General features: G+C 71.0%; 26 protein-coding genes and 2 tRNA genes. 8 read left to right on the top strand and 20 right to left on the bottom strand.

Translation table 11 applies throughout. From position 1 onward, the window contains the following. Window positions 1-36 precede the first annotated feature (36 nt). The 3 genes from ABXS86_RS12870 to ABXS86_RS12860 are packed head-to-tail and all read left to right on the top strand — an operon-like array spanning window position 37 to window position 1,615. Window positions 37-627, top strand: coding sequence for a molybdopterin-dependent oxidoreductase (locus ABXS86_RS12870; protein WP_187358496.1), 591 nt, complete (start codon window positions 37-39; stop codon window positions 625-627). After that, window positions 624-1,355, top strand: coding sequence for an FAD-binding oxidoreductase (locus ABXS86_RS12865; protein ID WP_353664735.1), 732 nt, complete (start codon window positions 624-626; stop codon window positions 1,353-1,355). Before ABXS86_RS12870 ends, ABXS86_RS12865 begins: the two co-directional genes overlap by 4 nt. Continuing rightward, window positions 1,355-1,615: a DUF6510 family protein gene (locus ABXS86_RS12860; protein ID WP_353664734.1), complete on the top strand. Its 261-nt coding sequence runs from the start codon at window positions 1,355-1,357 to the stop codon at window positions 1,613-1,615. The genes ABXS86_RS12865 and ABXS86_RS12860 overlap by 1 nt, the downstream gene beginning before the upstream one ends. Before the next feature lie 82 nt (window positions 1,616-1,697). On the opposite strand, the gene ABXS86_RS12855 is transcribed toward ABXS86_RS12860, so the two are convergent. The 5 genes from ABXS86_RS12855 to ABXS86_RS12835 all read right to left on the bottom strand — a co-directional run bounded on the left by ABXS86_RS12855 (window position 1,698) and on the right by ABXS86_RS12835 (window position 6,038). Further along, window positions 1,698-1,786 (bottom strand) — tRNA-Ser (locus ABXS86_RS12855). Window positions 1,787-1,881: 95 nt separating this feature from the next. Beyond that, a complete protein-coding gene (locus ABXS86_RS12850) occupies window positions 1,882-3,171 on the bottom strand; it encodes an LCP family protein (RefSeq protein ID WP_307206604.1) in 1,290 nt (429 codons plus the stop codon). Window positions 3,172-3,589: 418 nt separating this feature from the next. Beyond that, window positions 3,590-3,674: transfer RNA gene (locus ABXS86_RS12845), tRNA-Ser, on the bottom strand. Window positions 3,675-3,756: 82 nt separating this feature from the next. Beyond that, on the bottom strand, window positions 3,757-5,580 hold the full coding sequence (locus ABXS86_RS12840) for an amidase family protein (protein WP_353664733.1): 1,824 nt from the start codon (window positions 5,578-5,580) through the stop codon (window positions 3,757-3,759). After that, the gene (locus ABXS86_RS12835) at window positions 5,577-6,038 is read right to left on the bottom strand and encodes a hypothetical protein (RefSeq protein ID WP_353664732.1); all 462 of its coding nucleotides are present in this window, start codon (window positions 6,036-6,038) and stop codon (window positions 5,577-5,579) included. Before ABXS86_RS12835 ends, ABXS86_RS12840 begins: the two co-directional genes overlap by 4 nt. A 632-nt stretch (window positions 6,039-6,670) precedes the next feature. Here ABXS86_RS12835 and ABXS86_RS12830 point away from each other — a divergent pair. Continuing rightward, entirely contained in the window at window positions 6,671-6,961 is a 291-nt protein-coding gene (locus tag ABXS86_RS12830) for a PLDc N-terminal domain-containing protein (RefSeq protein WP_307206611.1), read from the top strand. A gap of 39 nt (window positions 6,962-7,000) precedes the next feature. Here ABXS86_RS12830 and ABXS86_RS12825 read toward each other — a convergent pair whose 3' ends face one another. Together ABXS86_RS12825 and serS are read right to left on the bottom strand one after the other, a co-directional pair. Further along, entirely contained in the window at window positions 7,001-7,900 is a 900-nt protein-coding gene (locus tag ABXS86_RS12825) for an HAD family hydrolase (protein ID WP_353664731.1), read from the bottom strand. Beyond that, window positions 7,897-9,165, bottom strand: a complete 1,269-nt coding sequence (serS, locus tag ABXS86_RS12820) for a serine--tRNA ligase (RefSeq protein ID WP_353664730.1) — start codon at window positions 9,163-9,165, stop codon at window positions 7,897-7,899. Before serS ends, ABXS86_RS12825 begins: the two co-directional genes overlap by 4 nt. 164 nt (window positions 9,166-9,329) lie before the next feature. Between serS and ABXS86_RS12815 the strand changes: the two genes are divergently transcribed. Together ABXS86_RS12815 and ABXS86_RS12810 are read left to right on the top strand one after the other, a co-directional pair. After that, a complete protein-coding gene (locus ABXS86_RS12815) occupies window positions 9,330-10,619 on the top strand; it encodes a diacylglycerol/lipid kinase family protein (protein WP_353664729.1) in 1,290 nt (429 codons plus the stop codon). Between the two features lie 73 nt (window positions 10,620-10,692). Further along, window positions 10,693-12,063: a cryptochrome/photolyase family protein gene (locus ABXS86_RS12810; protein ID WP_307206619.1), complete on the top strand. Its 1,371-nt coding sequence runs from the start codon at window positions 10,693-10,695 to the stop codon at window positions 12,061-12,063. 93 nt (window positions 12,064-12,156) lie between these two features. Here the strand turns inward: ABXS86_RS12810 and ABXS86_RS12805 are convergent, their stop codons facing one another. Next, entirely contained in the window at window positions 12,157-12,585 is a 429-nt protein-coding gene (locus ABXS86_RS12805; RefSeq protein WP_353664728.1) for an Asp23/Gls24 family envelope stress response protein, read from the bottom strand. A 110-nt stretch (window positions 12,586-12,695) separates the two neighbouring features. Further along, window positions 12,696-12,971 (bottom strand): hypothetical protein, encoded by a 276-nt coding sequence (locus tag ABXS86_RS12800; RefSeq protein ID WP_353664727.1) that lies wholly within the window; start codon window positions 12,969-12,971, stop codon window positions 12,696-12,698. Between the two features lie 107 nt (window positions 12,972-13,078). Between ABXS86_RS12800 and ABXS86_RS12795 the strand changes: the two genes are divergently transcribed. Further along, complete coding sequence (locus ABXS86_RS12795; protein ID WP_353664726.1) at window positions 13,079-14,116, top strand: LLM class flavin-dependent oxidoreductase; 1,038 nt, start codon at window positions 13,079-13,081, stop codon at window positions 14,114-14,116. Between the two features lie 605 nt (window positions 14,117-14,721). Here ABXS86_RS12795 and pheA read toward each other — a convergent pair. Beyond that, window positions 14,722-15,684: a prephenate dehydratase gene (pheA, locus tag ABXS86_RS12790; protein WP_144834634.1), complete on the bottom strand. Its 963-nt coding sequence runs from the start codon at window positions 15,682-15,684 to the stop codon at window positions 14,722-14,724. A 164-nt stretch (window positions 15,685-15,848) separates the two neighbouring features. On the opposite strand from pheA, the gene pgm reads away from it, so the two are divergent. Continuing rightward, the gene (gene pgm / locus ABXS86_RS12785; protein ID WP_353664725.1) at window positions 15,849-17,495 is read left to right on the top strand and encodes a phosphoglucomutase (alpha-D-glucose-1,6-bisphosphate-dependent); all 1,647 of its coding nucleotides are present in this window, start codon (window positions 15,849-15,851) and stop codon (window positions 17,493-17,495) included. 506 nt (window positions 17,496-18,001) lie between these two features. On the opposite strand, the gene ABXS86_RS12780 is transcribed toward pgm, so the two are convergent. The 10 genes from ABXS86_RS12780 to ABXS86_RS12735 all read right to left on the bottom strand — a co-directional run bounded on the left by ABXS86_RS12780 (window position 18,002) and on the right by ABXS86_RS12735 (window position 26,903). Next, the gene (locus tag ABXS86_RS12780) at window positions 18,002-19,048 is read right to left on the bottom strand and encodes an NAD(P)-dependent alcohol dehydrogenase (RefSeq protein ID WP_251507620.1); all 1,047 of its coding nucleotides are present in this window, start codon (window positions 19,046-19,048) and stop codon (window positions 18,002-18,004) included. 106 nt (window positions 19,049-19,154) lie between these two features. Beyond that, the gene (locus tag ABXS86_RS12775) at window positions 19,155-19,778 is read right to left on the bottom strand and encodes a bifunctional 4-hydroxy-2-oxoglutarate aldolase/2-dehydro-3-deoxy-phosphogluconate aldolase (RefSeq protein WP_307206632.1); all 624 of its coding nucleotides are present in this window, start codon (window positions 19,776-19,778) and stop codon (window positions 19,155-19,157) included. Beyond that, window positions 19,775-20,680 (bottom strand): sugar kinase, encoded by a 906-nt coding sequence (locus ABXS86_RS12770; protein WP_353664724.1) that lies wholly within the window; start codon window positions 20,678-20,680, stop codon window positions 19,775-19,777. Before ABXS86_RS12770 ends, ABXS86_RS12775 begins: the two co-directional genes overlap by 4 nt. Then, window positions 20,680-21,522, bottom strand: coding sequence for a 5-dehydro-4-deoxy-D-glucuronate isomerase (gene kduI / locus ABXS86_RS12765; protein WP_307206636.1), 843 nt, complete (start codon window positions 21,520-21,522; stop codon window positions 20,680-20,682). The genes ABXS86_RS12770 and kduI overlap by 1 nt, the downstream gene beginning before the upstream one ends. Window positions 21,523-21,568: 46 nt before the next feature. Further along, on the bottom strand, window positions 21,569-22,333 hold the full coding sequence (gene kduD, locus ABXS86_RS12760; RefSeq protein ID WP_307206638.1) for a 2-dehydro-3-deoxy-D-gluconate 5-dehydrogenase KduD: 765 nt from the start codon (window positions 22,331-22,333) through the stop codon (window positions 21,569-21,571). Next, the gene (locus ABXS86_RS12755) at window positions 22,330-23,190 is read right to left on the bottom strand and encodes a fumarylacetoacetate hydrolase family protein (RefSeq protein WP_307206640.1); all 861 of its coding nucleotides are present in this window, start codon (window positions 23,188-23,190) and stop codon (window positions 22,330-22,332) included. The genes kduD and ABXS86_RS12755 overlap by 4 nt, the downstream gene beginning before the upstream one ends. Next, a complete protein-coding gene (locus ABXS86_RS12750; protein WP_353664723.1) occupies window positions 23,187-24,356 on the bottom strand; it encodes a glycoside hydrolase family 88 protein in 1,170 nt (389 codons plus the stop codon). Before ABXS86_RS12750 ends, ABXS86_RS12755 begins: the two co-directional genes overlap by 4 nt. Window positions 24,357-24,372: 16 nt before the next feature. Then, the gene (locus ABXS86_RS12745; RefSeq protein ID WP_353664722.1) at window positions 24,373-25,044 is read right to left on the bottom strand and encodes a ferredoxin-NADPH reductase; all 672 of its coding nucleotides are present in this window, start codon (window positions 25,042-25,044) and stop codon (window positions 24,373-24,375) included. A 3-nt stretch (window positions 25,045-25,047) separates the two neighbouring features. Further along, complete coding sequence (locus tag ABXS86_RS12740) at window positions 25,048-25,965, bottom strand: carbohydrate ABC transporter permease (protein WP_307206646.1); 918 nt, start codon at window positions 25,963-25,965, stop codon at window positions 25,048-25,050. Beyond that, window positions 25,965-26,903 (bottom strand): carbohydrate ABC transporter permease, encoded by a 939-nt coding sequence (locus tag ABXS86_RS12735; protein ID WP_353664721.1) that lies wholly within the window; start codon window positions 26,901-26,903, stop codon window positions 25,965-25,967. Before ABXS86_RS12735 ends, ABXS86_RS12740 begins: the two co-directional genes overlap by 1 nt. Between the last annotated feature and the right edge of the window lie 43 nt (window positions 26,904-26,946).

Below are 26,946 nucleotides of genomic sequence, written 5' to 3'. Positions count from 1 at the left end.
CTAGGGTGAAGCCACCGCCACCCGCAGAGGAGAGCCATGTCGTTCATCACACGCGGATTCTCGGGACGACGACGCGAGCGCGATCCTCGACTCCCACCCGGTCAGACCCTCGTGGGCGACTGGCCCGTGCTGTCGGCCGGACCGACGCCCCGCATCGCCGACGACGGCTGGGAGTTCGCGATCGGCACCGAGAACGGCGTGCACCGCTGGAGCCGCGCCGAGCTCGAGGCACTCGGCGTCGAGGACATCACCGTCGACATCCACTGCGTCACGCACTGGACGAAGCTCGACATGCCGTGGCGCGGCGTCTCGCTCGATCGGCTCTTCGCCGGGATCGAGACCTCGCACCGCTTCGCGATGGTGCACTCCTTCGGCGGCTACACGACGAACGTCGCCCTCGACGACCTGCTCGGCGGCAAGAGCTGGATCGCCTTCGAGGCCGACGGGGCGCCGCTGACACCCGAGCACGGGGGCCCTGCTCGCCTGCTCGTGCCGCACCTGTACTTCTGGAAGAGCGCGAAGTGGGTGCAGGGGCTCATCACGATGCCGGCCGACAAGCCCGGCTTCTGGGAGCAGAACGGCTATCACCTGCACGGCGACCCCTGGCGCGAGGAACGGTACGGGTGACCGCGCGCACCGCGGCCTGGCACGCCGCGACCGTCGTCGCCTCGCGCCCCGAAACCGCGACGGCCCGGCGCATCGAGCTCGAGGTGCCCACGTGGCCGGGCAATGAGGCGGGCTCGCACCTCGACGTGCGCCTCACCGCACCCGACGGCTACCAGGCGAGCCGGTCGTATTCCGTCGCGTCGGCGGGCTCGGGTACGCGCATCGTCCTCGCCGTCGACGAGGTGCCCGATGGGGAGGTCTCGCCGTTCCTCGTCCACGACCTGCGCGAAGGCGACCAGATCGAGGTGCACGGGCCGCTCGGAGCGTTCTTCGTGTGGATGCCCTCCGATGACCCCGCACCGGTGCAGCTGATCGCGGGCGGCTCCGGCGTCGTCCCCCTCTTCGCGATGGCCTCGGCGCACGCGGCGAGCGCCGACGCGACCCCCTTCCGGCTGCTCTACTCCGTTCGCACGCCGGACGACGTGTTCTTCGCCGACGAGCTCGCGGCGCTCGTCGACGATCGCTTCGCCCTCGACCTCGTGTACACCCGCCGGGCGCCCGCGCACGCGGAGCGCGCCCCCGCGCGATTGACCGTCGAGGGCCTGCGCGCAGCCGTCATCCCGGCCGATCAGCGGCCGCGCGTCTTCGTCTGCGGACCGACCCCGTTCGTCGAGGCCGTCTCGGGCTGGCTCATCGAGGCGGGCCACTCGGCCGCCCGCATCCGCACCGAACGTTTCGGAGGTTCGTGATGACGCTTCTCGACGGCAATGCCCTGGCCGGTCGCCTCGACGACCTGCTCGGATGGGATGCCACGGCATCCGGGGTGCGATGCACCCACTGCGGGCTCACGGGACTGCTCGCGACGGCGACGGTGTACGCCTCGCCCATGGGGACGGTGGCGCGATGTCGAGGGTGCGACGCGGTGCTCCTCACCGTCGTCGACGGTCCCGACGGCCGTTCGTGGCTGGGGCTTTCGGGCGTGAGCGCGGTGGAGATGCACCGCGCCTGACCGCTCGCGTTGCGGGCCCCGACACGCGCCCGGTCAACGTCGACATCACGCGAAAAGCCCCGGCGGACCGGGGCTTTTTCGGCGGAGACGGAGGGATTTGAACCCTCGGTCCCCTTACGGGGACTCCACCTTAGCAGGGTGGTGCACTAGGCCTGACTATGCGACGTCTCCAGGTGATCGACGCCTCTCGGCGCGAGCACACCGGTCAATACTAACCGGATGCCGCCCGGCATTCGAACCACGTTCGATATGCCGGGCGGCGAGCGTCAATCACGGACGTTGCCGTTCGAGCAGGTCGCCTGCGCCGCGGTCTGACCCGCGATGCCCTCGGGGAGCACGACCGTTCCCGAGCTGGGGTCGGGCGTGGGCGTCGCGCCATCGGTGGGAGCCGGGGTTCCGGTCGCCTCGGGAGAGGCGGATGCCGAGGGAGCCGGCGTCGCATTGGGGTCGGCCACCACTCCGTCTCCGTCGCTGAGGTTGCCCGACAGCTGCAGCGGCTGATTCGCGGCGAGCGCAGCCCAGAGCGTCTTGGCGTCGTCTTCGTTCGGCACCACGCGGTTCGGGTTGGACGGGTCGGCACCGGTCGGGTACTGGATGAAGACGATCTCGCTGAACGGCACGTCCTTGACGGCCGAAGCGATCTGTACGAGCGTCAGCGGGTTCGTCAGCGACGTCGAGGGGTCGACGTTGCGCAGCGCGGTCGAGGCGAGCTTGTAGAGGGTCGCGGGGTTCGACAACACCTCCTGGCTCTTCAGCTTGTTGGCCAGTCGCGACATGTACTGCTGCTGGTTCGAGATGCGGCCGAGGTCGCCGCCGTCTCCGACCCCGTGACGCGTGCGCAGGAACTGCAGGGCGTCGAAGCCCTTCACCGTGCGGATGCCGGCGGGCCAGTCGATGCCGGTGTAGGGGTCTTTGATTCCGTTGGCGATGCAGACGTCGACGCCGCCGATGGCATCCGTGATGTTGATCACGCCGCCGAAGCTGACCTTCGCCGCGAACGGGATCTCGAGTCCGCTGAGCTCGGACACGGTCTGCACGACGCACGACAGGCCGCCGTCTTCGAACGCGCTGTTGATCTGGGCGAAGCTGCGAGCCGAGTTCTCCTGACCGTCGGCGTTGGTGCACGCGGGGATCGGCACCATCAGGTCACGTGGGAACGAGATGACCGTCACGCGCCGAGGCGCGTCGGAGATGTGGATGAGGAGGTTGACGTCGTTGAGACTGCCGTCGGAGTCGGGACCCGTGCAGCGATCGCCGAAGTACTGCGCGAACGCCGGCTCGCACTCGTCGGTGCCGACCAGCAGCATGTTGACGCCACCTTGCAACTCGCCGATGTCCGGCGGGACGGCCGGCTGGTTCTTCAGCTCGACGGCGTCGGCGGTGAAGCTGCGCGTGAGGTCGACGGCGGCGTAGGCCAGCACCGTTCCACCCGACACGAGCACGACGGCGAGGGCGATCGCGAGGCCGCGCAGCAACTGGGCGACGGGGCCCGGCGACGTCAGTCGCCCATGGCGCGCGACGGTCCGCTGACCGCGCGAAGGGGTGGTCTTGCTCACTCGGGTCCTTTCACGACGGATGCCGCCGGCCCGGCAGCACGTCACGCTCCGGCACGGCCGGAGGTCGCAGCAATACTAGGGACGGGCGGCTGTGAATGGCGTGAAGACCTGGCGTTTCATCGGCGGTTCTCGCCCGGCTGACAAGCGCGCTCACCCGCGCGGCGGCGGAGCCTCCGGCGGCGTGTGCCCAACCAAGGTTCGACTCCCGCTCAACCGGTCATAACGCAGAACGGCGGACCCCTGCGGGGCCCGCCGTTCTGCGTTGCGGAGGGTGTGGGATTCTCCCCACCGCCCCTCCACGCGCCGCTGCGCGGCGCGCGAAGCCTCCGGCGGCGTGGGCCCAACCAAGGTTCGACTCCCGCTCAACCGGTCATAACGCAGAACGGCGGACCCCTGCGGGGCCCGCCGTTCTGCGTTGCGGAGGGTGTGGGATTCGAACCCACGGGACATTGCTGCCCACTGGTTTTCAAGACCAGGTCCATCGGCCGCTCGGACAACCCTCCCGGACCCGACGAGTCTACCGAGCCGTGACCGGCGACGCGGGCGGCGACCCCGGGACGAACCGGGGCCGCCGCCGCGCGATGCTCAGTCGAGCGGGCCGTACGCCGAGGGAGTCGTGCGGGCGTGGGTCGCCTGCTCGAAGCCGTAAGCGAGGCCCAGGAGCGGTCCCTCACCGAAGTCACGTCCGAGGAACTCGAGATTCACTCCTCCGGTCGCCCCCTCCGCTGCCGTCCCCTGCCCCATGGGCACGGTCACCGCCGGGAGCCCCGTGTTCGGGCTTAGGCGCATGTTGGTCCCGATGGTGGAGTACGGGTTGCCGGAGGGGTAGATCACGGCATCCAGACCCTGGGCGTCCATGAACGCCATCATCGTCTGCTTGCCCTTGGCCAGCTGCAGGGTGTGCGAGCCCTCCGGACCCGCCCACGCCTGGTACGCCGCCTCGGTGACGGTCGCGCGCTGTCCGTACGGGCTGGTCGCGCGCCCTGGCACGATGTTGGGGGACTGCGAGATAGCCAGGAGGCTCCGCGCCGAGACATCGGGGTTCAGGTAGGCGTCGATGTACTTCTGCAGGTCGTGGTTGAACTCGGGCCCGCTTCCGCTGCCCTCGCCCACGATGGCCGAGAACCCGTCTGGTGCGGCCACCGCGACCACCGTGGCCCCCTGTGCCTCCAGGGTCGCCTTCGCCTGCGCGAACAGTCGCTGGGTGATCGGGTTGGTCCCGAGCATCGACTCGATGTAGCCGAACTTCTTGCCCTTCAGCGAGCCGGCGTCGAGGAACGACGTGTACGACACGGGCACCTTGCCCGCCTGGCGTGCGGTGGCGGCGTCGTTCGGATCCTCTCCCACCACGGCGTCGAGCGCGATCGCGGCGTCCTGCACGGAACGGGCGATCGGACCGCCCGTGTCCTGCGAGAGCGCGAGCGGAACGATCCCGGCGCGACTGGTGAGTCCGACCGTCGGCCGGACGCCCACCAACTGGTTGTACGTCGACGGGACGCGGATGGACCCGCCCGTGTCGGTGCCGAACCCGATCCCGGCGAGGTTGGCCGCGATCGCCGCCCCGGTGCCGCCGCTCGAGCCGCCCGAGGTCTTCGTGGTGTCGTACGGGCTCGACACCGTCAGCGCGGTGCCCGCGGGCTGGAACGCCGACCACTGCGAGGTCAGGTTGATCGCGAACTCGTCCATGCTGGCCTTGGCGATGATCACCGCCCCGTCGGCGCGCAGCCCCGCGACCATCGAGGCATCGGACGCGGTCTGGTTGGCGTTCCAGCATCCGCAGCCCGCCGTGGTGGGCATGTCGGCGGTGTCGTAGTTGTCTTTCAGCGCGACGGGAATGCCGAGCAGCATGCTCGTCATCCCCTTCTCGGCACGGATCGCGTCGGCCGCTGCCGCCGCCGTCAACGCCACCTGACTCGTGGTGATGATCGAGTTGAGCGGTCGACCGCCGTCTTGGCGCACGACCTTGTCGTAGGAGGCGATGCGGTCGAGGTATTGCTGGGTGAGCGAGACCGACGTGATCACGCCGGCGTTCATCGCGGCTTGCATGGCGACGGCGTCGGCCTCGACGATCTGGAACGGTCCGTCGTCGTAGATGATGCGCTCCGACAGGTCGGCGAGGTCGGATGCCGTCACGGCGCCGTCGTCGTCGAGATCGAACCGCGCGGCATCCGCCCAATCGGCATCGCCGGTCGCGGAGCCGATGTAGGGAGCGAGGGCTGCGAGGTCGGCCGCGGTCACCTGATCGTCGCCCGTGCGGTCGAGCTCGGTGTAGTACGGCGCGAGGAACGGAGCGGCACTCGGCGCGGGTGCCGGGGCGGCGAGCGCCGCGGCGGGGGCGACGAGCCCTCCGGCGAGCGCGACACCGAGGGTCGCGCACACGGCCACCGTGCGACGGGTGAGGGCGCTCATTCGCCCACCCCCTGACGACGGCGGAGCACGAAGAGCGCTCCCGCGGCGACCAGCGAAACGCCGAGGGCCCCGGAGATGAGCCATGCGGCGGTGTCGATTCCGGTGACGGCCAGGCCGCCCGGGCCGCTCGCGGCGGGCGCGGCCGAGGAGGTCGTCGACGGGGAGGCCGACGCCGACGGGCTGGGCGAAGCCGTCGCCGACGCGGAGGCGGACGGCGACGGGGTCGGCGAGGGCGTCGGGGCCGCCGCGATGACGAGGGGCACGGATGCCACCGTGACGGCGGTCGTCACGTCACCGCCCGACGAGACCAGGCGCACCGACGTCACGCCGACGGCGGAGGAACCCGCGGCGACGGCGCGGAACGGGACGGACGCGAGCGTGAGGTCGCCGGTGCTCTCGAGCCCCGGCGAGGTGCCGAGGCGGGTGTGCGAGACGGTCACCGTGTCGGCATCCGTCACCGCGGAGGTGAAGCCGCCGGCGGGGCCGGTCGGCTCATCACCGGTGGGGACGAAGAGGGCCGGGTCGAAGGCGATCTCGAGGTCGTAGGAGTACAGGTCGCTGACCCCCGATCCGATGATCGTGGCGACGAACGTGTCGCCCGCCCGTGACCTCGGCTGAACTCAGCGACAGCGCGAGGGCGGCGGTCGGCGGGGCGGCGTGAGCCGCGGGAGCGGCGGCGACGACAGGCCCCAGGAGGGCGAGTGCCGCGGTGAGCGCGACGCCGAGACGACGGGTCGCTCTCGGCGGAAATGCGGAAATGTGGGCAGACATGTGCCAGTCAGGCTCCTTCGGATCGGTCGAGCGACGATCGGGATCCGCGGGGGCCTTTCGCATCCTGTGATCGTTCGGGTGCTCCGACCCTGACACGGGGGGATGTCGCCCGCGTTGCCGTGCGTTTCGATAGCGTGACGAGCCGCGAAGGCACGCAACCCGGGCCGCCGGTGCACGCCGCCGCTGAGTGCCGTCTATGGCCGGGCTATCGATCCCCTTCGGCGTGACCACGCACCGTTGAGGGCGCCCTCCGCGAGGAGTAGACCGGGTCTCATCAGTCGTTCACGACCCACGGGCCGTCTGACATGAGGAGGTCACCATGATCGTCACCAGCATGTCTTCGCAGATCGTCCTGGCGGTGTTCGCGCTCGTCTACGCGGCATCCGTCCTCGCCGCGGTCGTCGCCGTGCGAGACCCGCACGCGTCGGTGGGGCTCAAGGCCGCATGGGCGACCGCCCTGCTGTTGCTGCCGCCGGTGGGCCTGGTCGCGTGGGAGGCCGCACGCGTGGTCGATCACCGCGCGACGAACCGCCCCCTGAGCGCGGTCGATCGCACCGCGTACCTGGCCGACCGCGCCGCGCACGTGGCGAGCGGATCCGCGCGGGTGTGACGCGGGGCGCAGGTCGGCGCTGCGCCGGTCCGCGCGCGGTCAGAGCGCCCGGAGCACCGCCGCGACGCCGCCCTCGGTGACCGACAGGCCGACTTCGCCGGCCGCGGCGTGCACCTCGGGCGGACCCTGGTGCATCGCGATCGCACGACCGCCGTTGCGCACCGCCCACTGCATCATCTCGATGTCGTTGCGCCCATCGCCCATCACCAGGACGTTCTCGGGGGCGATGTCGAGCCAGCCGCGGACGAGTTCGAGCGCGGTGGACTTGTCGACGCCCTGCGGGGCGATGTCGAGCCACGCTGTCCAGCCGATCGCGTACGACACCTGGGTCAGGCCGATGCGCTCGACCAGCTCGAGGAAGTCCTTGTCGGTCTGCTCCGGCGCGACCACGACCACGCGGCAGACGGGCTGGCCCGAGAGCTCCGCGAAGGTCACCTTGTTGGCGCCGACGAGGTTCCAGTCGTCGAGGTAATCCGTGAACAGGCGCTTCCCGTCGGGCAGCTCCACCAGGAAGTGCGCCCCCGACAGGTGCTGGCCGAGCAGCGTCAGCACCTCGGTGGGGTCGAACGTCTCGACGTGCGCACGCGCGTACTCCGCGGCATCCGCTTCGCCGACCCGGCGCATCACGATGGCGCCGTTCGAGCAGACGGCGTACTCGGGACGGATGCCGAGACGCTCCATGACCCCGTGCGTGCTGTCCCAGCTGCGACCGGTGGCGAGCATGACCTCGTGCCCCGCCTCTTGCGCGTGACGGACGGCGTCGACGACACCGGGGCTGAGGGTCTCGTCTTCGAGGAGCACGGTGCCGTCGATGTCGAGGGCGATGAGCATGCGTCCGACCGGCGCCTCGCGGGCGACGTCGGCGACGAGCTCGGCCGCCTCGTCCTGCGGCGACGCGTCGATGTCTCCGGTGCGGGGAAGGGCGGCCTCGTCGCTCACGCGATGGGCTCCATGACCTCGAGCCCGCCGAGGTAAGGCCGCAAGACCTCCGGGACCGTGACCGATCCGTCGGCGCGCTGGTGCGTCTCGAGCAGCGCGACGATCCACCGCGTGGTGGCGAGCGTGCCGTTGAGGGTCGCGACCGGCTGGGTCTTGCCGCCGTCGGCCGGGCGGAACCGGGTCTCGAGGCGACGGGCCTGATAGGTCGTGCAGTTCGAGGTGCTCGTCAGCTCGCGGTAGGCGTCTTGCGTGGGCACCCAGGCCTCGATGTCGAACTTGCGCGCGGCGCTCGAGCCGAGGTCGCCGGCGGCCACGTCGATCACGCGGTAGGCGAGGCCCAGGTCTTGCAGCATGCCCTCCTGCATGGCGACGAGGCGGTCGTGCTCGGCCTCGGCGTCGGCCGGGTCGGTGTAGACGAACATCTCGAGCTTGTTGAACTGGTGCACGCGGATGATGCCGCGGGTGTCCTTGCCGTACGAGCCGGCCTCGCTGCGGTAGCAGGTGGACCATCCGGCGTAGCGCTTGGCGCCGCGCTCGAAGTCGAGGATCTCGTCCATGTGGTACCCGGCGAGGGGCACCTCGCTCGTGCCGACCAGATAGAGGTCTTCCTTCGGCAGGTGGTACACCTCGTCGGCGTGCTGGCCGAGGAAGCCGGTGCCGCGCATGACCTCGGGACGCACCAGCGTCGGCGGGATCATCGGGGTGAAGCCCGCCTGCAGCGCGCGGTCGAGGGCCAGGGTCATCAGCGCCAGTTCGAGACGGGCGCCGATGCCGGTGAGGAAGTAGAAGCGGCTGCCCGAGACCTTCGTGCCGCGCTCCATGTCGATCGCGCCGAGCAACTCGCCGATCTCGAGGTGGTCGCGCGGGGGGAAGCCGTAGGTCGGGACCTCGCCGTGGGTGCGCAGGGTGACGAAGTTCTCTTCGCCGCCCGACGGGACGCCGTCGATGACGATGTTCTCGATCTTCGCGAGGGCCGCCTCGGCGGCGGACTCGGCCTCGGAAGCGGCGTGCTGCGCGGCCTTCACCTGCTCGCTGAGCTGCTTCGCCTCGGCCACGAGCGCGGCCTTCTCGTCTTTCGGCGCCTGCGCGACGCGCTTGCCGTGCGCGTTCTGCGCGGCGCGGAGCTCTTCGAAGGCGGTGATGGCGGCGCGGCGGTCGCGGTCGGCGGCGAGGGCGTCGTCCACCGAATCCGGCGACTCCCCGCGGGCGATCTGGGAGCGCTTCACGAGCTCGGGATCTTCACGCAGCAGGGTCAGGTCGATCACGCGTCCATCCTATGGTCGGCGTCGCGTGCCGCTTCGCTCCCCGTGCGGGAGCCCACGCCACGACCGGCAGGGCGGCGCGCGCAGGTCGGGGTGCTCGGCATCCGCCCGTCAAGCCCACCCCACCGCGCCGTTCCGGGGCGCGGGGCGGTCCTATGGTTGACCCCATGGCCGCCCCTGACGAGCCGCGTGACGACGCGGAGTCCCCTGAGACCGTTCCCGCCGACGCTCCCGACGAGGTGAAGGCGGATGCCGCCGCGGCCCAGGGCTCGGACGAGCACTTCCACGCCGCGCGCCTCGGCGACGACGTCGCCGATCACCCGCGCAAGGACGTCCCCCACCCGAAGGACGCCGCGGAGCCCGACGACACCATCCACCAGCCCGAGGACGTCGACCCCGACTCGTCGGCCGAGCTGCCCGGCAAGACGCAACGCGTCGACCTCGAGGGCGAGGACGCCCCGATCGACGCCGAGACCACGCAGAAGAAGCGGGCCGCCCTCATCTACAACCCCGTCAAGGTCGACCCCGACGCCCTGCGCGCCCGTACGGCCGAGCTGTCGGCCGAGGCCGGCTGGGCCGAACCGCTGTTCTACGAGACGACGGTCGACGACCTGGGCGACGACGTCACCCGCGCCGCCCTCGATGAGAAGGTCGACGCCGTGCTCGTGGCGGGCGGCGACGGCACGGTCCGCGCCGTCGCCGAGGCGCTGACCTCGTCGGGAGTGCCGCTGACGATCATTCCGAGCGGCACGGGCAATCTGCTCGCGCGCAACCTCAACCTGCCGCTCTCCGACAGCGACGTGATGATCCGCTCGACCTTCGAGGGCGACGTCCTCTCGATCGACACGGGGATCGCGCGCATCCGTCGCGCCGGCGGAGAGATCGAGGAGCACGGCTTCTCGGTCATGGCCGGCATCGGCCTCGACGCCGCGATGATCCAGAACACCCGCGACGACCTGAAGAAGCAGGTCGGCTGGGTCGCCTACGTCGACGGAGCGGCGCGGTCGCTCGTGTCGGCGAAGCCCTTCCGCGTCATGTACCAGCTCGACGGGCACCGCCTGCACTCGGCGAAGGTGCAGAGCGTTCTCTTCGCGAACTGCGGCGCCCTGCAGGGCGGCGTGGCGCTGATCCCCGACGCCTCCATCGCCGACGGCAGCCTCGACGTGGCCGTGCTGCAGCCGAGCGGCGTGCTCGGCTGGCTGGGCGTGTGGCGGAGCATCGTGTGGGACAACTCGGTGCTCCGGAAGTTCCGCGCCGGGCGGCGCGTGCTCGAGCGCCGCAAGGACACCTCGGTGCGCTACCTGCGGGGCACGGGCATCGAGCTGGCGACCGCTCCCGCGCAGCCGATCGAGCTCGACGGCGACGAGTTCGGCGAGGCGACGCGCGTGTACACCCGCATCGTCGCCGGCGGGCTCGTGGTCGCGCTGCCGAAGGGCCACGACACCTCCTCGCTCTGACCTCTCGGAGCGGCGCCGGCCGCGCCGGTGTCAAGCCCGAAGCACCGGATGCCGCGGTGGATAGCGTCAACGCATGGCTTCACCCTCGATCGTCTGGTTCCGCGACGACCTGCGCCTGACCGACAACCCGGCGCTGCGCGCAGCCCTCGACCGCGACGAGCCGATCGTCGCCCTCTACCTGCTGGACGAGGAGTCCGAGGGCGTGCGCGAGATCGGCGGGGCGGCCCGCTGGTGGCTGCACGGGTCGTTGACCTCCCTCGGTGAGCGCATGAGCGAGCGCGGAGGGTCGCTGGTGCTCCGTCGCGGCAAGGCTGCCGAGGTCGTCCCCGCGCTGGTCGAGGAGGTCGGCGCCGGGGCGGTGTTCTGGAACCGGCGCTACGGCGGGGTGGAGCGCGAGATCGACGCCGGCATCAAGGAGAAGCTGCGCGACGACGGCGTGACCGTCGCCTCGTTCGCCGCCAACCTACTCTACGAACCGTGGACGGTGCGCACCCAGTCCGACAAGCCGTACGGGGTGTACAGCCCCTTCGCGCGAGCCGTGCAGAAGCTCCCCGCCCCGCGCCCGCCGATGCCGGAGGCGCGGAAGATCCCCGGCTTCGACGGAAGAGTCGACGGCGACGACCTCGGCGCGTGGAACCTGCTGCCCACGAAGCCCGACTGGGCCGGGGGCCTGCGCGAGACGTGGGAGCCCGGAGAGCCCGCCGCGAAGGCGCGCCTGAAGGAGTTCCTCGACGACGACCTCGGCGACTACTCGAAGTACCGCGACGAGTTCGCCGGTGGTGCCACCTCGAACCTGTCGCCCCGCCTGCGCTGGGGCGAACTCAGCCCGTACCAGGTGTGGCACGACACCCTCGAGCACCGTGGATCGGGCCAGCACGCGCAGAGCGCGAGCGGCTTCCTGTCGGAGGTCGTGTGGCGAGAGTTCGCCTGGCACGTGACCTACCACTCCCCCGACATCGCGACGGTGAACTGGCGTCGCAACTTCGACGCCTTCCCCTGGCCGAAGCTCGATCGGTCGCACCTCGAGACCTGGCAACAGGGCAAGACGGGAGTGGCCGTGGTCGACGCCGGCATGCGCCAGCTCTGGCACACCGGCGTCATGCACAACCGCGTGCGCATGGTCACGGCGTCGTTCCTCATCAAGAACCTGCTCATCGACTGGCGTCACGGCGAGCAGTGGTTCTGGGACTGCCTCGTCGACGCGGATGCCGCGAGCAACCCCTTCAACTGGCAGTGGGTCGCGGGAAGCGGTGCGGATGCCGCTCCGTACTTCCGCGTGTTCAACCCCGACACGCAGCGCAAGAAGTTCGACCCGCACGACGCCTACATCAAGGAGTGGGCCCCGGAGTACCTCGGCGAGAACCCGCCCGAGCCGATGGTCGACCTCGGCGAGACGCGCAAGCGCGCCCTCGACGCGTATTCGCACGTGCGCCACGGGGGCTGAGCCGGAACCCGCTTCGACGGATCGCGAAGCGCACGGCATCCGGGGACGCGAAAGGGGCGCCACCTCTCGGTGACGCCCCTGTCGAGACGGGTGTCAGTTGACGCGCTGCTCGACGACCGTGTCGTCCTCGTCGTCGTCGCCCGGAATGAAGACGTCGACCACGGTCACGTTGATCTCGGCGACCTTCATGCCCACGAGCTCGGTGATGGCCTGGTGCACGGCCGCGCGGACGTCCGAGGCCACGCGCTGCAGCTGCTCGGGGTAGTCGACCTGGATCGCGATGTCGGCGGCGACCTCGGTCTGGCCGACCTCGACGCTCACGCCCTGGGCGTGGTCCTTCGCGCCGACGGCCTGACGGATGTTGCCGATCACACGGGCCGCTCCGCCGCCGAGGGCGTGGACGCCGGGAACCTCGGCCGCGGCGATGCCGGCGACCTTGGCGACGACGGCGTCGACGATGACGGTCGAGCCGCCGTCCTTCGTGGCGGGGGTGGGGGTGGCGGTGGTGGTGTTCTCAGCCATGTTCGCTTCCTTCCGTCGTTCCGGGACCGTATGTCCCGCGATGTCATAGGTAAGACGCACGCCGAGCACCATTCGTCACGGAATCTTCCTGAGAGGATCCTGACCGTCGATCATCCGCCGAAGAAGTCGCCGAAGGGTTCGTCGGCATCGCCCGTGTCGCGCGAGTCGAACTCCACGGTCTCGACCGACAGCGTCACACTCGTGTGCGGAGTGAACAGCACCCACACCTCACGGTTTCCGACCGCGACGAACCGCTCGAACCTCCCGCCCGCGTGCACCGCCTCCTCGATGCGTCGCTCGAGGTCGTCGAGGTCCTGCCCCTGAGCGAGGTGATAGGAGTTCTCGCCTATCGCGATCTGCGTGCGCACCATCGTCTCCGTCCCCATGCCCAGGACGGTAAGCCGTGTCATCGGCGAAGGTCACGGGGGTTGCGCTCGCGCGCCGGAGGAATAGGAGAGGGCACGAACCGGTTGGATCCGAGGTGAACGACGCCATGCCTTCCCTCTCCGTTCTCGACCTCGTTCCCGTGCGCCACGGGCAGAACAGCGCGCAGGCGGTGAGCGCCGCCCTCGACCTCGTCGAGCGGGCCGACCTCCTCGGCTACCGGCGCTACTGGTTCGCCGAGCACCACAACATGCCCTCGGTGGCGTCGACCACTCCCCCCGTGCTCATCGCCGCCGCCGCGGCGCGCACCTCGCGCATCCGCGTCGGCTCGGGCGGCGTCATGCTGCCGAACCACTCCCCGCTCATCGTCGCCGAGCAGTTCGCCGCCCTCGAGGCGCTGGCCCCGGGCCGCATCGACCTCGGCATCGGCCGCGCCCCCGGCAGCGACCCGGTCATCACCCAGCTGCTGAACCGCTCGGGCACTACGAGCGACGTCTCGCGCTTCCCCGACCACGTGACCGACATCATGGCGCTCACCTCTCCCGACGGCGCGACGGTGCGCTTCACCTCGGGCACCGAGTACCAGGTGAAGGCGACGCCCGCGGCATCCGGAACCCCCCAGGTGTGGCTCCTCGGCTCGAGCGACTACTCGGCGCAACTCGCGGCCAGCTTCGGTCTGCCCTACGTCTTCGCGAACCACTTCTCGGGCGAGGGGCTCACCCACGCGCTCGGCGTATACCGCGACCAGTTCGTGCCCAACGAGTCGGGTGAAGGCCCGCGCACCTTCGTCACCGCCAACGTCGTCGCCGCGCCGACCGCCGAAGAAGCGGAAGAACGCGCTCTGCCGCAGCTGCGCATGATGGCGCGCCTGCGCACGAACCGTCCCATGGTGCCGCTCGAGACCATCGAGCAGGCCAAGGCCGAGCCGTTCGACGCGATGGCCGAATCGATCATGGCCTCCACCCGGCAGAAGTGGTTCGTGGGCACCGGCGCCGAGGTGCAGGGCCAGCTCGCCGCCTTCGCCGCGCAGCACGGCGTCGACGAGATCATGATCTCGCCCGTCGCCGGAGCATACGAGGGCGAGGGGTCGGAAGGCCGCGTGCAGACCCTCGAGCTCATCGCGGCTTCCGCTGCCGTCGCGGCCTGACGCGCTGCGGCGTCGCCGCGGTGGGCGAGGTGGCTGAGCCTGTCGAAGCCACCGGGGCGCCGCGGGTCCCGGGCCCTTCGACAAGCTCAGGGACCTGGGCTGCGCGCGACACAGGTGGCTGAGCCTGTCGAAGCCACCGGGGCCACGGCGGGGACCGGGCCCTTCGACGAGCTCAGGGACCTGGGCTGCGCGCGACACAGGTGGCTGAGCCTGTCGAAGCCACCGGGGGCGCCGCGGGGACCGGGCCCTTCGACAAGCTCAGGGACCTGGGCTGCGCGCGACACAGGTGGCTGAGCCTGTCGAAGCCACCGGGGCACCGCGGAAAGGTGGCTGAGCCTGTCGAAGCCACCGGGGCCACCGCGGGGACCGGGCCCTTCGACAAGCTCAGGGACCTGGGCTGCGCGCGACACAGGTGGCTGAGCCTGTCGAAGCCACCGGGGGCGCCGCGGGGACCGGGTCCTTCGACAAGCTCAGGGACCCGGCATACCGCGGGGACCGGGCCCTTCGACAAGCTCAGGGACCGGGCGTTGCGCCGGGCCCTTCGACAAGCTCAGGGACCGGGCGTTGCGCCGGGCCCTTCGACAAGCTCAGGGACCTCTGCCGGGTCAGGCCTCGGGCTCGCCGCTCAGCAGGCCGCGCAGCCAGTCGCGCGCCTCGACGAACACGTCGTCGCTGTAGCGCTGCGGGTAGCGGACGATCGCGCGGTCGGCGCGGGCGTACGAGCCGAGGAAGATGACCTTCGGGCTGAACCGGCGGAGACCCAGAAGAGCATCGGCCATGCGCTCGTCGTGCACGTGCCCGTCGGCGTCGATGACGAAGCGGTAGCGCCCGAGGGCGTCGCCGATGGGGCGCGAGGCCAGCAGGCTCAGGTTGATGCCGCGCGTGGCGAACTGCTCGAGCAGCTCGAGCAGGGCGCCCGGGTGGTCCTCGGGCAGCTCGACGATGAGCGAGGTCTTGTCGGCACCGGTGGGCGGAGCCGGGGCGACCGTGCGGCTGACCAGCACGAAACGCGTCACCGCGTTGGGGTTGTCGCCGATGTTCTCGGCCAGCACCGAGACGTCGTGGTGGGCGACGATGCCGGGGGCGGCCACCGCGGCATCCGCCGCACTCGTCCCGTCGAGCACGCCCAACGCGCTCGCGACGTTGCTCTCGGCGGGCAGGTGCGCGTGGGCGGGGAGGTTCTTGCTGAGCCACCCGAGGCACTGGCCGTAGGCGACCGGGTGGGCGGCGATGAGCGAGACGTCGGCGAGCGTGGCGCCCGGCCGACCGACGAGCACGAAGTTCACCGGCACGAGGTATTCGCCCACGATGCGCAGGCCCGGCACGGTGGCCAGGGCATCCTGCGCGGTCGAGACACCGCCGTCGACGGAGTTCTCGATGGCGATCATCGCGGCATCCGATCGCCCCTCGACGACGTCGGCCAGCGCTTCGCCGACGTTGCGTACGGGACGCCAGATCTGGTCGCGCGCCTCGGGCACCTGCGCCAAGGCCGCCTCGGTGAACGTGCCGGCCGGGCCGAGGTAGCTGTAGGTACGGCGGGCGGGCACGGTCTCTGTGTCGGGCAGCACGGCGTCCAGCCTAGACCTGGGGGATGATTCCGGATGCCGCGCCGGCAGGCCCCCGTCACCGTCGAGGCCCGGTCGACGGGCGACCGCCCGCAGCGCGATGACGGATTCTCTCAGAATGCGTCACGGCGTGTGCGCATGTCGGAGGGAGCGGGCAGACTGGACGCATGAGCAGTCGCGCAGGGCAGCCCGCAGAGGCGTCCGATCTCATCGACATCGACGAACTGATCGCCGCGTATTACGACCGCAAGCCCGACGCCGCCGTGCCCGAGCAGCGCGTCGCCTTCGGAACGAGCGGTCACCGCGGATCGTCGCTGAGTACGAGCTTCAACGAAGACCACATCCTCGCCACGACCCAGGCGATCGTCGACTACCGCGCCGCACAGGGGATCACCGGTCCGCTATTCCTCGGCCGCGACACCCACGGGCTGTCGCTCCCGGCCGAACGCAGCGCCATCGAGGTGCTCGTGGCCAACGGCGTCGACGTGCGCGTCGACTCCCGCGACGCGTGGGTCCCGACCCCCGCGCTCAGCCACGCGATCCTCACCTACAACCGCGACCTCGACGCCTCCGACCCCGGCCGCGCCGACGGGATCGTCGTCACGCCTTCGCACAACCCGCCGCGCGACGGCGGCTTCAAGTACAACCCCCCGCACGGCGGACCGGCCGACACCGACGCGACGGGCTGGATCGCCGACCGCGCGAACGAGCTCATCGCCGCCGGCCTCGACGGCGTCACCCGCACGCGTCACGCTGACATCGACCTCGACGGCCTGGGCCAGTACGACTTCCGCGACGCGTACGTGCGGGATCTGGCATCCATCATCGACATCGACGCGATCAAGAACGCCGGCGTCCGCATCGGCGCCGACCCGCTGGGCGGCGCGTCGGTGGAGTACTGGGCGCTCATCGCCGAGGTCTACGGCCTCGACCTCACGGTGGTGAACCCCGAGGTCGACCCGACGTGGAAGTTCATGACGCTCGACTGGGACGAGAAGATCCGCATGGATCCCTCGTCTCCGTCGGCCATGGCCTCGCTCGTCGCCGCGCGCGACGAGTACGACATCCTCACCGGCAACGACGCCGACGCCGACCGCCACGGCATCGTCACCCCCGACGCGGGCCTGATGAACCCGAACCACTACCTCGCGGTCGCGATCGACTACCTGTTCTCGCACCGCCCGAACTGGCCGGCCGACGCCGCCGTGGGCAAGACGCTCGTGTCGTCGATGATCATCGACCGCGTCGCCGACGCCCTCGGCAAGACGCTGCTCGAAGTGCCCGTCGGGTTCAAGTGGTTCGTTCCCGGTCTGCTCGACGGCTCGGTCGCGTTCGGCGGCGAGGAGTCGGCCGGTGCGTCGTTCCTGCGCAAAGACGGCACGGTGTGGACGACCGACAAGGACGGCATCCTGCTGTGCCTGCTGGCCGCCGAGATCCTCGCCGTCACCGGCAAGACCCCGTCGCAGCGCTACGCCGAGCTCGAGCAGCAGTTCGGCTCGTCGGCGTACCAGCGCGTCGACGCTCCGGCCTCGCCCGCGCAGAAGTCGGCGCTGTCGAAGCTGTCTCCGGATGCCGTGTCGGCCACCGAACTCGCCGGTGAGCCCATCACCGCGAAGCTCTCGCACGCGCCGGGCAACGGCGCCGCGATCGGCGGGCTGAAGGTGCAGACCGAGTCGGCCTGGTTCGCCGCGCGCCCCTCGGGCACCGAAGACGTCTACAAGCTGTACGCCGAGTCGCTCCGCGGCGAGGACCACCTGCGCGAGGTGCAGGAAGAGGCACGGGCGGTCGTCTCGGCCGCGCTCGGCCAGGCCTGATCCGCACGGTTCGTCAGCGGCGTCGCCCTTCGGGGCGGCGCCGCTTTCGCGTGTACCGGGTCGGCGCGACGAGCCGTCGTGCGGAGTCGACGGCGACACGCCGCGACCCCGGGCCGGCAGGCCGGCGTGTCGGCCTCGGACTCCGCAGGACGGCACCCGGCGGGCGGGCGGGGCGGCGGGAGGACCGGGACGGGGACGGGGACGGGACCGGGACGGGGACGAGGTCGGGACCGGGACGGGACCGGGACGGAACCGGGACCGACCGCCCACTCAGGAACCGTCGTGCGGAGTCGACGGCGACACGCCGTGACCCCGGGGCCAGCAGACCGGCGTGTCGGGCTCGGACTCCGCAGGACGGCACCCGGCGGGGCGGGCGGGCCGCCGCCAGGGGCGGGGCCGGGCTGGACGGGACGCCCGACCGGGCCGGGAACGCCGCGGCCCCGACGCTCCGGAGAACGTCGGGGCCGTGGCATCCGGGGCCGAAGCCCGGGCTCGGAGAGCCGGGATCAGGCGGGGGCGAAGGTCTTCGCGTCGATCACGAACCGGTAGCGCACGTCGCTCTTCAGCACCCGCTCGTAGGCCTCGTTGATCTGGTCGGCCGAGATGAGCTCGGTCTCGGGCGCGATGCCGTTCTCGGCGCAGAAGTCGAGCATCTCCTGGGTCTCGCGGATGCCACCGATCGACGAACCCGCGAAGGAACGACGGTTGGTGAACAGCGTGAAGACCTGGATGGGCAGCGGCTCCGGCGGGGCGCCGACGTTGACCATCGTGCCGTTGAGGGCGAGCAGGCCCAGGTACTGCTTGAGGTCGAGCGGGGCGCTGACGGTGTTGATGATGAGGTCGAAGCTCTTCTTGAGCTTGTCGAAGGTCTCTTCGTCCTTCGTCGCGTAGTAGTGGTCGGCGCCCATCTTCAGGCCGTCGTCCTTCTTGCTGAGCGTCTGCGAGAGCACGGTGACCTCGGCGCCCATGGCGTGGGCGATCTTGACGGCCATGTGGCCGAGTCCGCCGAGGCCGACGACGGCGACCTTCTTGCCGGGGCCAGCATTCCAGTGGTTCAGCGGCGAGTAGGTCGTGATGCCGGCGCACAGCAGCGGCGCGGCCTTCTCGTAGGGGATCGACTCGGGAACGCGCAGCACGAAGTGCTCGTCGACGACGATCTTCTCGCTGTAGCCGCCCTGGGTGATCGTGCCGTCGACGTCTTTCGCGCCGTACGTGCCGATGTTGCCCTTCTCGCAGTACTGCTCCTCGCCGGCGAGGCAGTTCTCGCACTCGCGGCACGAGTTGACCATGCAGCCGACGCCGACGCGGTCGCCGACCTTGTGGCTGGTGACCTCGGAACCGACCTCGGCGACCGTACCGACGATCTCGTGGCCGACGGTCAGGGGGTAGGGCACGTCGCCCCACTCGCCGCGGATGGTGTGGATGTCGGAGTGGCAGATGCCGGCGTAGGCGATGTCGATCAGGACGTCCTTCGGGCCGACGTCGCGGCGCTCGATGGTCGTGGGCTCGAGGGGTGAGGTCGCGGACGACGCCGCGTAGGCGTTGACGTGCATGGGTCTCCTCAGTGGGGGATCGTTGCGGACGGTCAATCTTCTCCCGCCGACGCCGCCGAGGGACGGGCTTGCACGGATGTGCGCGAAGTGTCAGAGGAGGAGGGGCTCACGCGGCGGGCGACAGCAGGGCGGCGAGGCGCGGCAGCTGCGAGGAGTCCTCGAGGGCCGAGCCCACGGCTGCCACGCGCACCCCGGCGTCGAGGTAGTCGGCGACGTTGCCCGCGTCGAGACCGCCCGTCGCGACGAACCGCACGTCGGGGAAGGGTCCGCGGATCACGCGGAACCACGCGGGGGTCAGCCAGGTCGCGGGGAACGCCTTGAGCCAGCGCAGCCCGAGCGAGACGGCGAGCTGCACCTCGCTGGGGGTCGCGACGCCCGGGAGGATCGGGATGCCGTGCGCTCGGGCTGCCGCGACGACGGCGGGGTCGAGCCCGGGCGAGACGAGGTAGCGCGCACCGGCCGCGACGGCGACCGGCACCTGCGCGGGGTCGATGATCGTGCCGGCGCAGACGATCCGCCCGCGCTCGGCTCCCGCGGCGCACACCGCGCGCAGGGCCTCTTCGTCGTCGGGGGTCTGCAGGGGAACCTCGACGTTGTCGATGCCGAGGTCCCACGCGGTCGCAGCCAGCGCGAGGGAGCGCTCACGGCCCATCCCCCGCAGGATTGCCATGAGCGGGGCGGAGGCGAAGGTGTCGTCGAACCACGCGGCCGTGGCGTCGGGAGGGGTCATGCGGGAGTCCTGTCGGGGTGGATGGCGTCGTGCAGCGAGTCGCCGTAGGTGCGGAGGGTGAGCGCGGCGCGCTCGTGGCCGGAGCGGAGGCGATCGGATGCCGTGGCGCCGGCCGCCCGTGCGGCGAGGTATCCCCCGGCGAAGGCGTCGCCCGCCCCCACGGCGTCGAGAACCTCGACGGGCAGCGAGGGGATGAAGACGCGCTCCTCGCCCGTGAACACCGTCGCGCCGACGTCGCCGTCCTTCACGACCAACTCGGCGACCCCGGGGAACAGCGCGCGCACGTCGGCGTCGGTGGGGGTGCCCCAGAGCACCTCGGCCTCATCGCGCCCGACGAACACGAGGTCGGCCCGGGCGGCGAGGGCGCGCAGCACGGGCGCGGCCTCGTCCGCCGACCACAGGGCGGCACGGTGGTTCACATCGAAGCTGACGGTGACGCCTTCGTCGCGCGCCCGGCCGATCGCGGCGTCGAGGAAGTCGCGCGCGGTGTCGGACAACGCGGCGGTGATGCCCGAGACGTGCAGCACGTCGACGTCGTCGAGGGCCAGGTTCGCGGCATCCGCCCCCGAGAAGCACGAGGCCGCGGAGCCCCGCCGGTAGTAGCTCACCCCGCGCCCCGGGTCTTTCACGTACAGCCCGGTGGGGTGCGCCGCGTCGCGCTCGACGAGCGCCACGTCGACACCGCGAGCCGCGACCTGCCGCAGCACGCGGTCGCCGAGCGCGTCGACGCCCAGGCGGCTCCACCAGCGTGCGGTCATGCCGAGGGCCGCGGCGTGCGCGGCGACGTTCGACTCGGCTCCGCCCGCGTCGACGAGGAAGCCGGTCGCCTCGACCACTCCCGCCCCGTCGGCGGGCGCGAGCATCGCCATCGTCTCGCCGACGGCGAGCAGCACGGGACTCATCAGCGCAGGTCGGTGATGGGCGCGGCATCCATGTCGTCGAACGACTGGTTCTCGCCCGCCATCGCCCACACGAACGAATACGCCGCAGTGCCCACTCCGGAGTGCAACGACCAGCTCGGCGAGATGATTGCCTGGCGGTCGCCGACGATGAGGTGTCGCGTCTCTTCGCGCTCGCCCATGAGGTGCACGACGCGCGCCTCGTCAGGCAGGTCGAAGTACAGGTAGCACTCGGTGCGGCGGTCGTGGGTGTGGGCCGGCATGGTGTTCCACATCGATCCCGGGTGCAGCTGCGTCACGCCCATCACGATCTGGCAGCTCTTCACGCCGTTCTCGTGGATGTACTGGTTGAGCGTGCGGCGGTTGCTCGTGAGCTGGTCGCCCAGCTCGCGGACCGTGCCTTCGCCGGGAGAGACGAGGGCGGCGGGGTAGGCCGTATGCGCGGGGGCCGAGAACAGGTAGAACTGCGCGCCCGCGGCATCCGCCCCATCGGCGAAGACCACGTCGCGGATGCCGCGACCGAGGTACAGGCAGGCTCCGGTGACGAGCTCGTACACCTCGCCGTCGGCGGTGACGGTTCCGGCGCCGCCCACGTTGACGATGCCGAGCTCGCGGTGCTCGAGGAAGTACTCGCTGCGGATCTCGGGGTAGCCGGTGAGCGGCAGGGGGGAGCCGGCGGGCACCGCTCCGCCGAGCACGATGCGGTCGTGGTGGGTGTAGGTCAGGCGCACCTCGCCGGCGACGAAGACGTCGTCGATGAGGAAGCGCTCGCGCAGCTGCGCGGTGTCCATGCCGGGGATCTGCTCGGGGTGGGTGGCGTAGCGCTGGGGGATGGAGGCGGTCATGCGAATCTCCTGGATCGGGGGTGGAAAGGGCGGGCGGCGGCGCGCGTCAGCGGACCAGCCACCCGCCGTCGACGGGGATCACCGCGCCGGTGACGTACGCGGCGGCGTCGGAGGCGAGGAAGACGAAGGCGCCCTGCAGATCGGCCGGGGTGCCCCAGCGGGCGGCGGGGATGCGGGCGAGGATCGACGCCTCGCGATCGGCGTCGGCGCGGATGGGCGCGGTGTTGTCGGTGGCCATGTAGCCCGGGGCGATCGCGTTGACGGTGACTCCGGATGCCGCCCACTCGTTCGCCAGCGCCTTGGTGAGCCCCGCGACCGCGTGCTTGCTCGCCGCGTAGCCCGGGACGAGGATGCCGCCCTGGAACGACAGCATCGAGGCGACGTTGACGATGCGCCCCCATCCCTGATCGATCATGCGGCGACCGGCGGCCTGCGACAGGTGGAACACCGCGTCGACGTTGACCGCCATGACCTCGTCCCAGTCGCTCGTCGCGTGCTCGGCGGCGGGGGCGCGGCGGATGGTGCCGGCGTTGTTGACGAGGATGTCGACACGACCCAGGGCGTCGGCGGCCTCGTCGATCGCGGCGGCGAGCTCGGCGGGCGTGGCCGCGGCGAAGTCGCGCTGCACCGTGTGCACGCGCCGCCCGAGGCCGCGCGCGAGCTCGGCGGTGTGCGAGGCGTCACCGCGATCGATGAGCACGAGGTCGGCTCCGGCCTCGGCGAGCGCGATGGCCGCGCCCTGGCCGAGCCCGCGGCTCGAACCGGTGATGACGGCGACGCGGCCGTCGAGGCGGAAGGTGTCGAGGATCATGCGGAGTCTCCCGGGGGTGCGACGAAGGTGGTGGTGAGCTCGCCGAGGCCCGAAATGCGCACGGTCACCGCGTCGCCGGGAGCGAGGGGCCGGTGCGCCTCCTGGGCGTCGGGGAGCTTCTGCGGCGTGCCCGTCGAGACGACGTCGCCGGGCTCGAGGGTCATGACCTGGCTCAGGTGGTGCACGACGAACGCGACCGAGAAGATCGTCGTCGCCGTCGACTGCGAGACGGTCACGACCCCGTCGCGCACGACCTCGACGAGCAGGTCCTGCGGGTCGACCTCGTCGGCGGTCACGAGCCACGGGCCGAGGGGCGCGAAGCCGTCGAAGCACTTGCCGAGCGCCCACTGGCTCTGCTTGCGCTGCCACGAGCGGTCGGACACGTCATTGAGAACGGTGTACCCCGCGACGTACGACATCGCCTCGGCCAGGGGAACGTCGTGCGCGCGGCGGCCGATGACGACCGCGACCTCTCCCTCGTAGTCGACGTCGTCGGCGACGGCGGGGACGACGACGGGATCGTTCGGCCCGCCGAGCGTGTTCGCCGTCTTCACGAACACGTCGGGCGTGGCCGGGTCGTCGGTCGTCGGGTCGACGCCGTCGGGCACGTGGCCGCGGTAGTTGTATCCGAGGCAGGCGAGGATCCGCGGCCGCACCGGCGCGCGCAGGCTCGACGGATCGAGGGGCGGCAGGGTCGCGGCATCCGTCGTCTCGATCAGATCCCGGATGCCGTCGAGCTCGGCGAACAGCTCGCCCAGCGGCCGGGGGCCGAGGTCGAGCACGTGGTCGCCCGTCGCTCCCGCGACCACGGCGACCGACCGCTCGCCGGTGCCGCCGTCGATGCGTGCGAGCCTCACCACACGGGCCGCCAGTCGGGACGCGAGGCGCGTGCGAGCGCCTCGAAGTAGAAGTAGTCGCCCCAGAGGGTCCCCTCGTCGACGCCGACGTTCTTGGGCAGGTCGTAGACGCTGTGCAGCAGCACGGTGTCGGCGTCGTCGGCCCGGGCCGGGGTGTAGTGGGCGATGAGCGAGGTGAGGATGCGCTCGGCCGCCGCGCGCCAGCGGGGCGCGTTCTCGGGGTCGGCCTCGGCCAGCTCGAACAGTCCGCACACCGCGATCGCGCCCGACGAGCTGTCGCGCGGGGCTTCGGCGCCGTCGTTGTACACGAGGTCCCAGAAGGGCACGTCGTCGGCGGGCAGGTGCGAGAGGAAGTACTCGGCGCACGTGCGGGAGGCCTCGAGCAGCGCCTCGTCGCCGGTGGCGCGGTGGTTCAGCGCGAAGCCGTAGATGCCCCAGGCCTGTCCGCGCGCCCAGCACGAGTCGTCGAACGCCCCCTGCTCGGTCGCTCCGCGCAGCGGCTCGCCCGTCTCGGCGTCCCAGTAGAAGGTGTGGAAGGTCGAGCCGTCGGGGCGCAGGATGCGCGTGCGCAGCTCGGCCGTGTGCCGGGACACCACCTCGCTGAAGCGAGGGTCGCCGGTCTGCTCGCCCGCCCACGTCAGCAGCGGCATGTTCATGAGGCTGTCGATGATCGTGCGACCGCGCTGCGCGGGGTCGGCGAGGTCGCCCCAGGCCTGGATGATCCCGGCCGAGGGCAGGTAGCGCGTCATGAGGTGCTCGGCCGCCGACAGGGCGCTCGCGCGGGCCTCGGCGTCGTCGAGGAGGCGCGCGGGCGCCACGCACGACAGCGTGTAGAGGAAGCCGAGATCGTGGGTGTCGAGGTCGTCCTCCTCTCGCACGCGGCGGCCGAAGTCGGCGGCGTGACCGAGTGCGGCGTCGCGGAACACGTCGTCGCCGGTCAGCTCGTAGGCGATCCACTGCATGCCCGGCCAGAAGCTCGTGGTCCAGCCGCGGTTCGCCCCCTCGGCGAAGCCGGGAACCGCCGGGCGCAGCGGGTAGCGGTTGTCGCGGGTGGTGTCATCGGGGTACCGCTCGCCGAAGGCGTCGATGTTGGCCCGCACCGTGGCCAGCACCTGCGCGATCGCGCGGTCGGTGTCCACGCGAGCGGTGGGGAGGGGGGTCGTCATCGGGGGATCCTTCAGGTCAGACGGCCACGGCGGCGTCGGCCGGCAGCACGGGACGGAGGCTGAAGCGGGCGTTGGCCCACACCAGGTAGAGGGCGGGGGCGGCCGTCAGGCCCAGAGCCAGCGCCGGGGAGGTGGTGAACAGCACGGCCTGCCCCGCGAGCACCAGCAGGCTGACGGCGCTGAGGTACCAGCGGCGCACGGCGAACACCGCGGCCGTCGACAGCAGCACGCGCAGCGGCGTGCCGGGTGCCTCGACCAGGGCGGTCAGCGCGACCGGCGCGACGGCCAGCGCGAGCAGCACGACGCTCAGGCACAACGGCACGACGAGCACGCCCCACGAGGCCGTGGCGACGGCGCGCACGTCGATCAGCGCCAGCGTCACCACGACGGCGGCGAGAGCGCCGATGGCGAGCGACTTGCCGGCGGTCCGGCGCCATCCGGCCCAGAAGACGCGCACGACGCGCCCCTCCCCCATGCTGTGCGCACGGAACGCGGTGAGGGCCCCGGCGAGCGCCGGAGCGCACAGGGGCGCGGTCAGCAGCAGCAGCGGCCAGGATGCCGCGGGGTCGGTCGTCATGGCGACGATCAGGAACGGCGCGCACGCGACGGCCAGCATCACGTTGACGATCAGCCCGAGGTAGACCGTCGCGAAGACGCTCGCGTACGTGTCGTGGGCGATGCGGCGCACGGCTCAGCCCTTCATTCCGCTGGTCGCGATGCCCTCGACGAAGTACTTCTGTCCGAAGAGGAAGACGATCGCGATCGGGACGACCGACATGGTGAGCCCGGCGAACAGCAGGGCGTAGTTGGCGTCGTACAGGGTGCTCACGAAGCTCTGGAGCCCCAGCTGGATGGTCCACAGGTCGGGGCTGCGCAGGTAGATGAGCGGCCCGAGGTAGTCGTTCCACGTGTTCACGAAGGTCAGCAGCGTGAGGCTCGCGATCGCGGGGATCGACAGGGGCAGCATGATGCGGGCCCAGATGCCGTACTCGCTCAGTCCGTCGAGCCGCGCGGCCTCGGAGAGGTCCTCGGGGATGGTGTCGTAGTACTGCTTCATCAGGAACACCCCGAAGGCGCCGAACGCCTGGATCAGGATGATCGCCCAGAGGGTGTTCGAGACCTTGGCGTTGGAGAGCAGGATGAACTGCGGGATCATGTACGACTGCCACGGCACGGCGATCGTGCCGATGTAGACGAGGAACAGCACGTCGCGGCCGGGGAAGCGCATGCGCGAGAACCCGTAGGCGGCGAACGAGCCGGTCAGCACCTGCAAGAAGGTGACGACCACCGCGAGCACGAGCGTGTTGCGGATCCACGTCAGCATGCCGGACTGCGTCCAGATGTCGACGTAGTTGCTCCACACCCACGTCTCGGGGAACCACTTCACGGGGGCGCTGAAGACGTCGTTGGGCGTCTTCAGCGAGCTCATGATCATCCAGAAGAACGGCATGAGCAGCGCCACCGCCGCGAGGATCATCACGGCGTAGCCGATGACGCGGCCGATGCGGCGCGCGGGGCGCTTCGCCCCCGCGACGGGACGACGGCGCGGCGGCTTGGCCCCCGCGGTGACGAGCGTGCGGGTGGCGTCGGGAACGAGGAGGTCGGTCATCAGGCGTCCCGCTTCTTGTTGATGAAGAACTGCACGAGGGTCACCGCGATGCAGAGGAGGAAGAGCACGATGGAGGCCGCCGAGGCGTACCCGAACTGGTTCTCCTGGAAGCCCTTCTGGTAGATGAACTGCGACAGCACGAGGGTCGACTGGCCGGGTCCGCCCTGGGTCATCACCAGGATCAGATCGAAGATCTTGAACGAGTTGATCGTCAGCATCACGGTGACGAAGAAGGTCGTCGGGCGCAGGCACGGCAACGTGACGTTGACGAAGCGCTGCCAGACGTTGGCTCCGTCGACGCGGGCGGCCTCGTGCAGCTCGCGCGGCACGGTCTGCAGGCCCGCGAGGAACAGGATCATGTAGTAGCCCATGTCGCGCCACGTGCTGATGATGACGACGGCGGGCATCGCCCACTCCGACGAGGTGAGCCACCCCGGCGGGTTCTGCAGGCCGAAGAACCGCAGGATCTCGTTGATGGGCCCGTACTCGGGGCTGAAGAGCAGGTTCCAGACGACCGCGATCGCGACGATCGAGGTGATGTAGGGGAAGAACGCGGCGGTGCGGAAGAAGGCCACCCCGCGCAGCTTGTTGTTCAGCAGCAGGGCGAGTCCCAGCGCGACGATCATTGTCAGCGGGATGTGCAGAGCAGCGTAGTAGAGCGTGTTGAACAGGGCGATGCGGAAGCTGCCGTCGCCAAGGAGTCGCTGGAAGTTCGCGATCCCGACGAACGCGGACGACCCGAAGACGTTCCAGTTCGTCATCGACATGTAGAACAACGTCACGACGGGCACGAGCGTGAGGGCGGCGAACCCCACGAAGTTGGGGAGGATGAAGCTCCACCCGATGAGGGTGCTGCGCAGCGTCAGACGGGAGCGGCTCCGCGGCCGGTCCGGCCCGGTCTTCGGCGCCCGCTTGCGGGTGTCGGCGATGGTCGCCATGGTGTCTCCAGGTCTCGAGGGGATCTCAGGGGTGGCCGGCCCG

Origin of the sequence: Microbacterium sp. che218, assembly GCF_040436305.1 — a bacterium.
Classification (GTDB): domain Bacteria; phylum Actinomycetota; class Actinomycetes; order Actinomycetales; family Microbacteriaceae; genus Microbacterium; species Microbacterium algihabitans.
This window is presented reverse-complemented; position numbering and strand designations above follow the sequence as displayed.

Excerpts from the sequence above, each read along its gene's own strand:
- pgm (WP_353664725.1), top strand. The coding sequence starts at position 15,849 with ATGAGCAGTCGCGCAGGGCAGCCCGCAGAGGCGTCCGATCTCATCGAC.
- ABXS86_RS12830 (WP_307206611.1), top strand. The coding sequence starts at position 6,671 with ATGATCGTCACCAGCATGTCTTCGCAGATCGTCCTGGCGGTGTTCGCG.
- ABXS86_RS12840 (WP_353664733.1), bottom strand. The coding sequence starts at position 5,580 with ATGAGCGCCCTCACCCGTCGCACGGTGGCCGTGTGCGCGACCCTCGGT.
- ABXS86_RS12735 (WP_353664721.1), bottom strand. The coding sequence starts at position 26,903 with ATGGCGACCATCGCCGACACCCGCAAGCGGGCGCCGAAGACCGGGCCG.
- ABXS86_RS12775 (WP_307206632.1), bottom strand. The coding sequence starts at position 19,778 with ATGACCCCTCCCGACGCCACGGCCGCGTGGTTCGACGACACCTTCGCC.
- ABXS86_RS12800 (WP_353664727.1), bottom strand. The coding sequence starts at position 12,971 with ATGGGGACGGAGACGATGGTGCGCACGCAGATCGCGATAGGCGAGAAC.
- kduD (WP_307206638.1), bottom strand. The coding sequence starts at position 22,333 with ATGATCCTCGACACCTTCCGCCTCGACGGCCGCGTCGCCGTCATCACC.
- ABXS86_RS12860 (WP_353664734.1), top strand. The coding sequence starts at position 1,355 with ATGACGCTTCTCGACGGCAATGCCCTGGCCGGTCGCCTCGACGACCTG.
- ABXS86_RS12805 (WP_353664728.1), bottom strand. The coding sequence starts at position 12,585 with ATGGCTGAGAACACCACCACCGCCACCCCCACCCCCGCCACGAAGGAC.
- kduI (WP_307206636.1), bottom strand. The coding sequence starts at position 21,522 with ATGACCGCCTCCATCCCCCAGCGCTACGCCACCCACCCCGAGCAGATC.
- ABXS86_RS12870 (WP_187358496.1), top strand. The coding sequence starts at position 37 with ATGTCGTTCATCACACGCGGATTCTCGGGACGACGACGCGAGCGCGAT.
- ABXS86_RS12750 (WP_353664723.1), bottom strand. The coding sequence starts at position 24,356 with ATGACGACCCCCCTCCCCACCGCTCGCGTGGACACCGACCGCGCGATC.
- ABXS86_RS12795 (WP_353664726.1), top strand. The coding sequence starts at position 13,079 with ATGCCTTCCCTCTCCGTTCTCGACCTCGTTCCCGTGCGCCACGGGCAG.
- ABXS86_RS12770 (WP_353664724.1), bottom strand. The coding sequence starts at position 20,680 with ATGAGTCCCGTGCTGCTCGCCGTCGGCGAGACGATGGCGATGCTCGCG.
- ABXS86_RS12780 (WP_251507620.1), bottom strand. The coding sequence starts at position 19,048 with ATGCACGTCAACGCCTACGCGGCGTCGTCCGCGACCTCACCCCTCGAG.
- ABXS86_RS12815 (WP_353664729.1), top strand. The coding sequence starts at position 9,330 with ATGGCCGCCCCTGACGAGCCGCGTGACGACGCGGAGTCCCCTGAGACC.
- ABXS86_RS12740 (WP_307206646.1), bottom strand. The coding sequence starts at position 25,965 with ATGACCGACCTCCTCGTTCCCGACGCCACCCGCACGCTCGTCACCGCG.
- ABXS86_RS12810 (WP_307206619.1), top strand. The coding sequence starts at position 10,693 with ATGGCTTCACCCTCGATCGTCTGGTTCCGCGACGACCTGCGCCTGACC.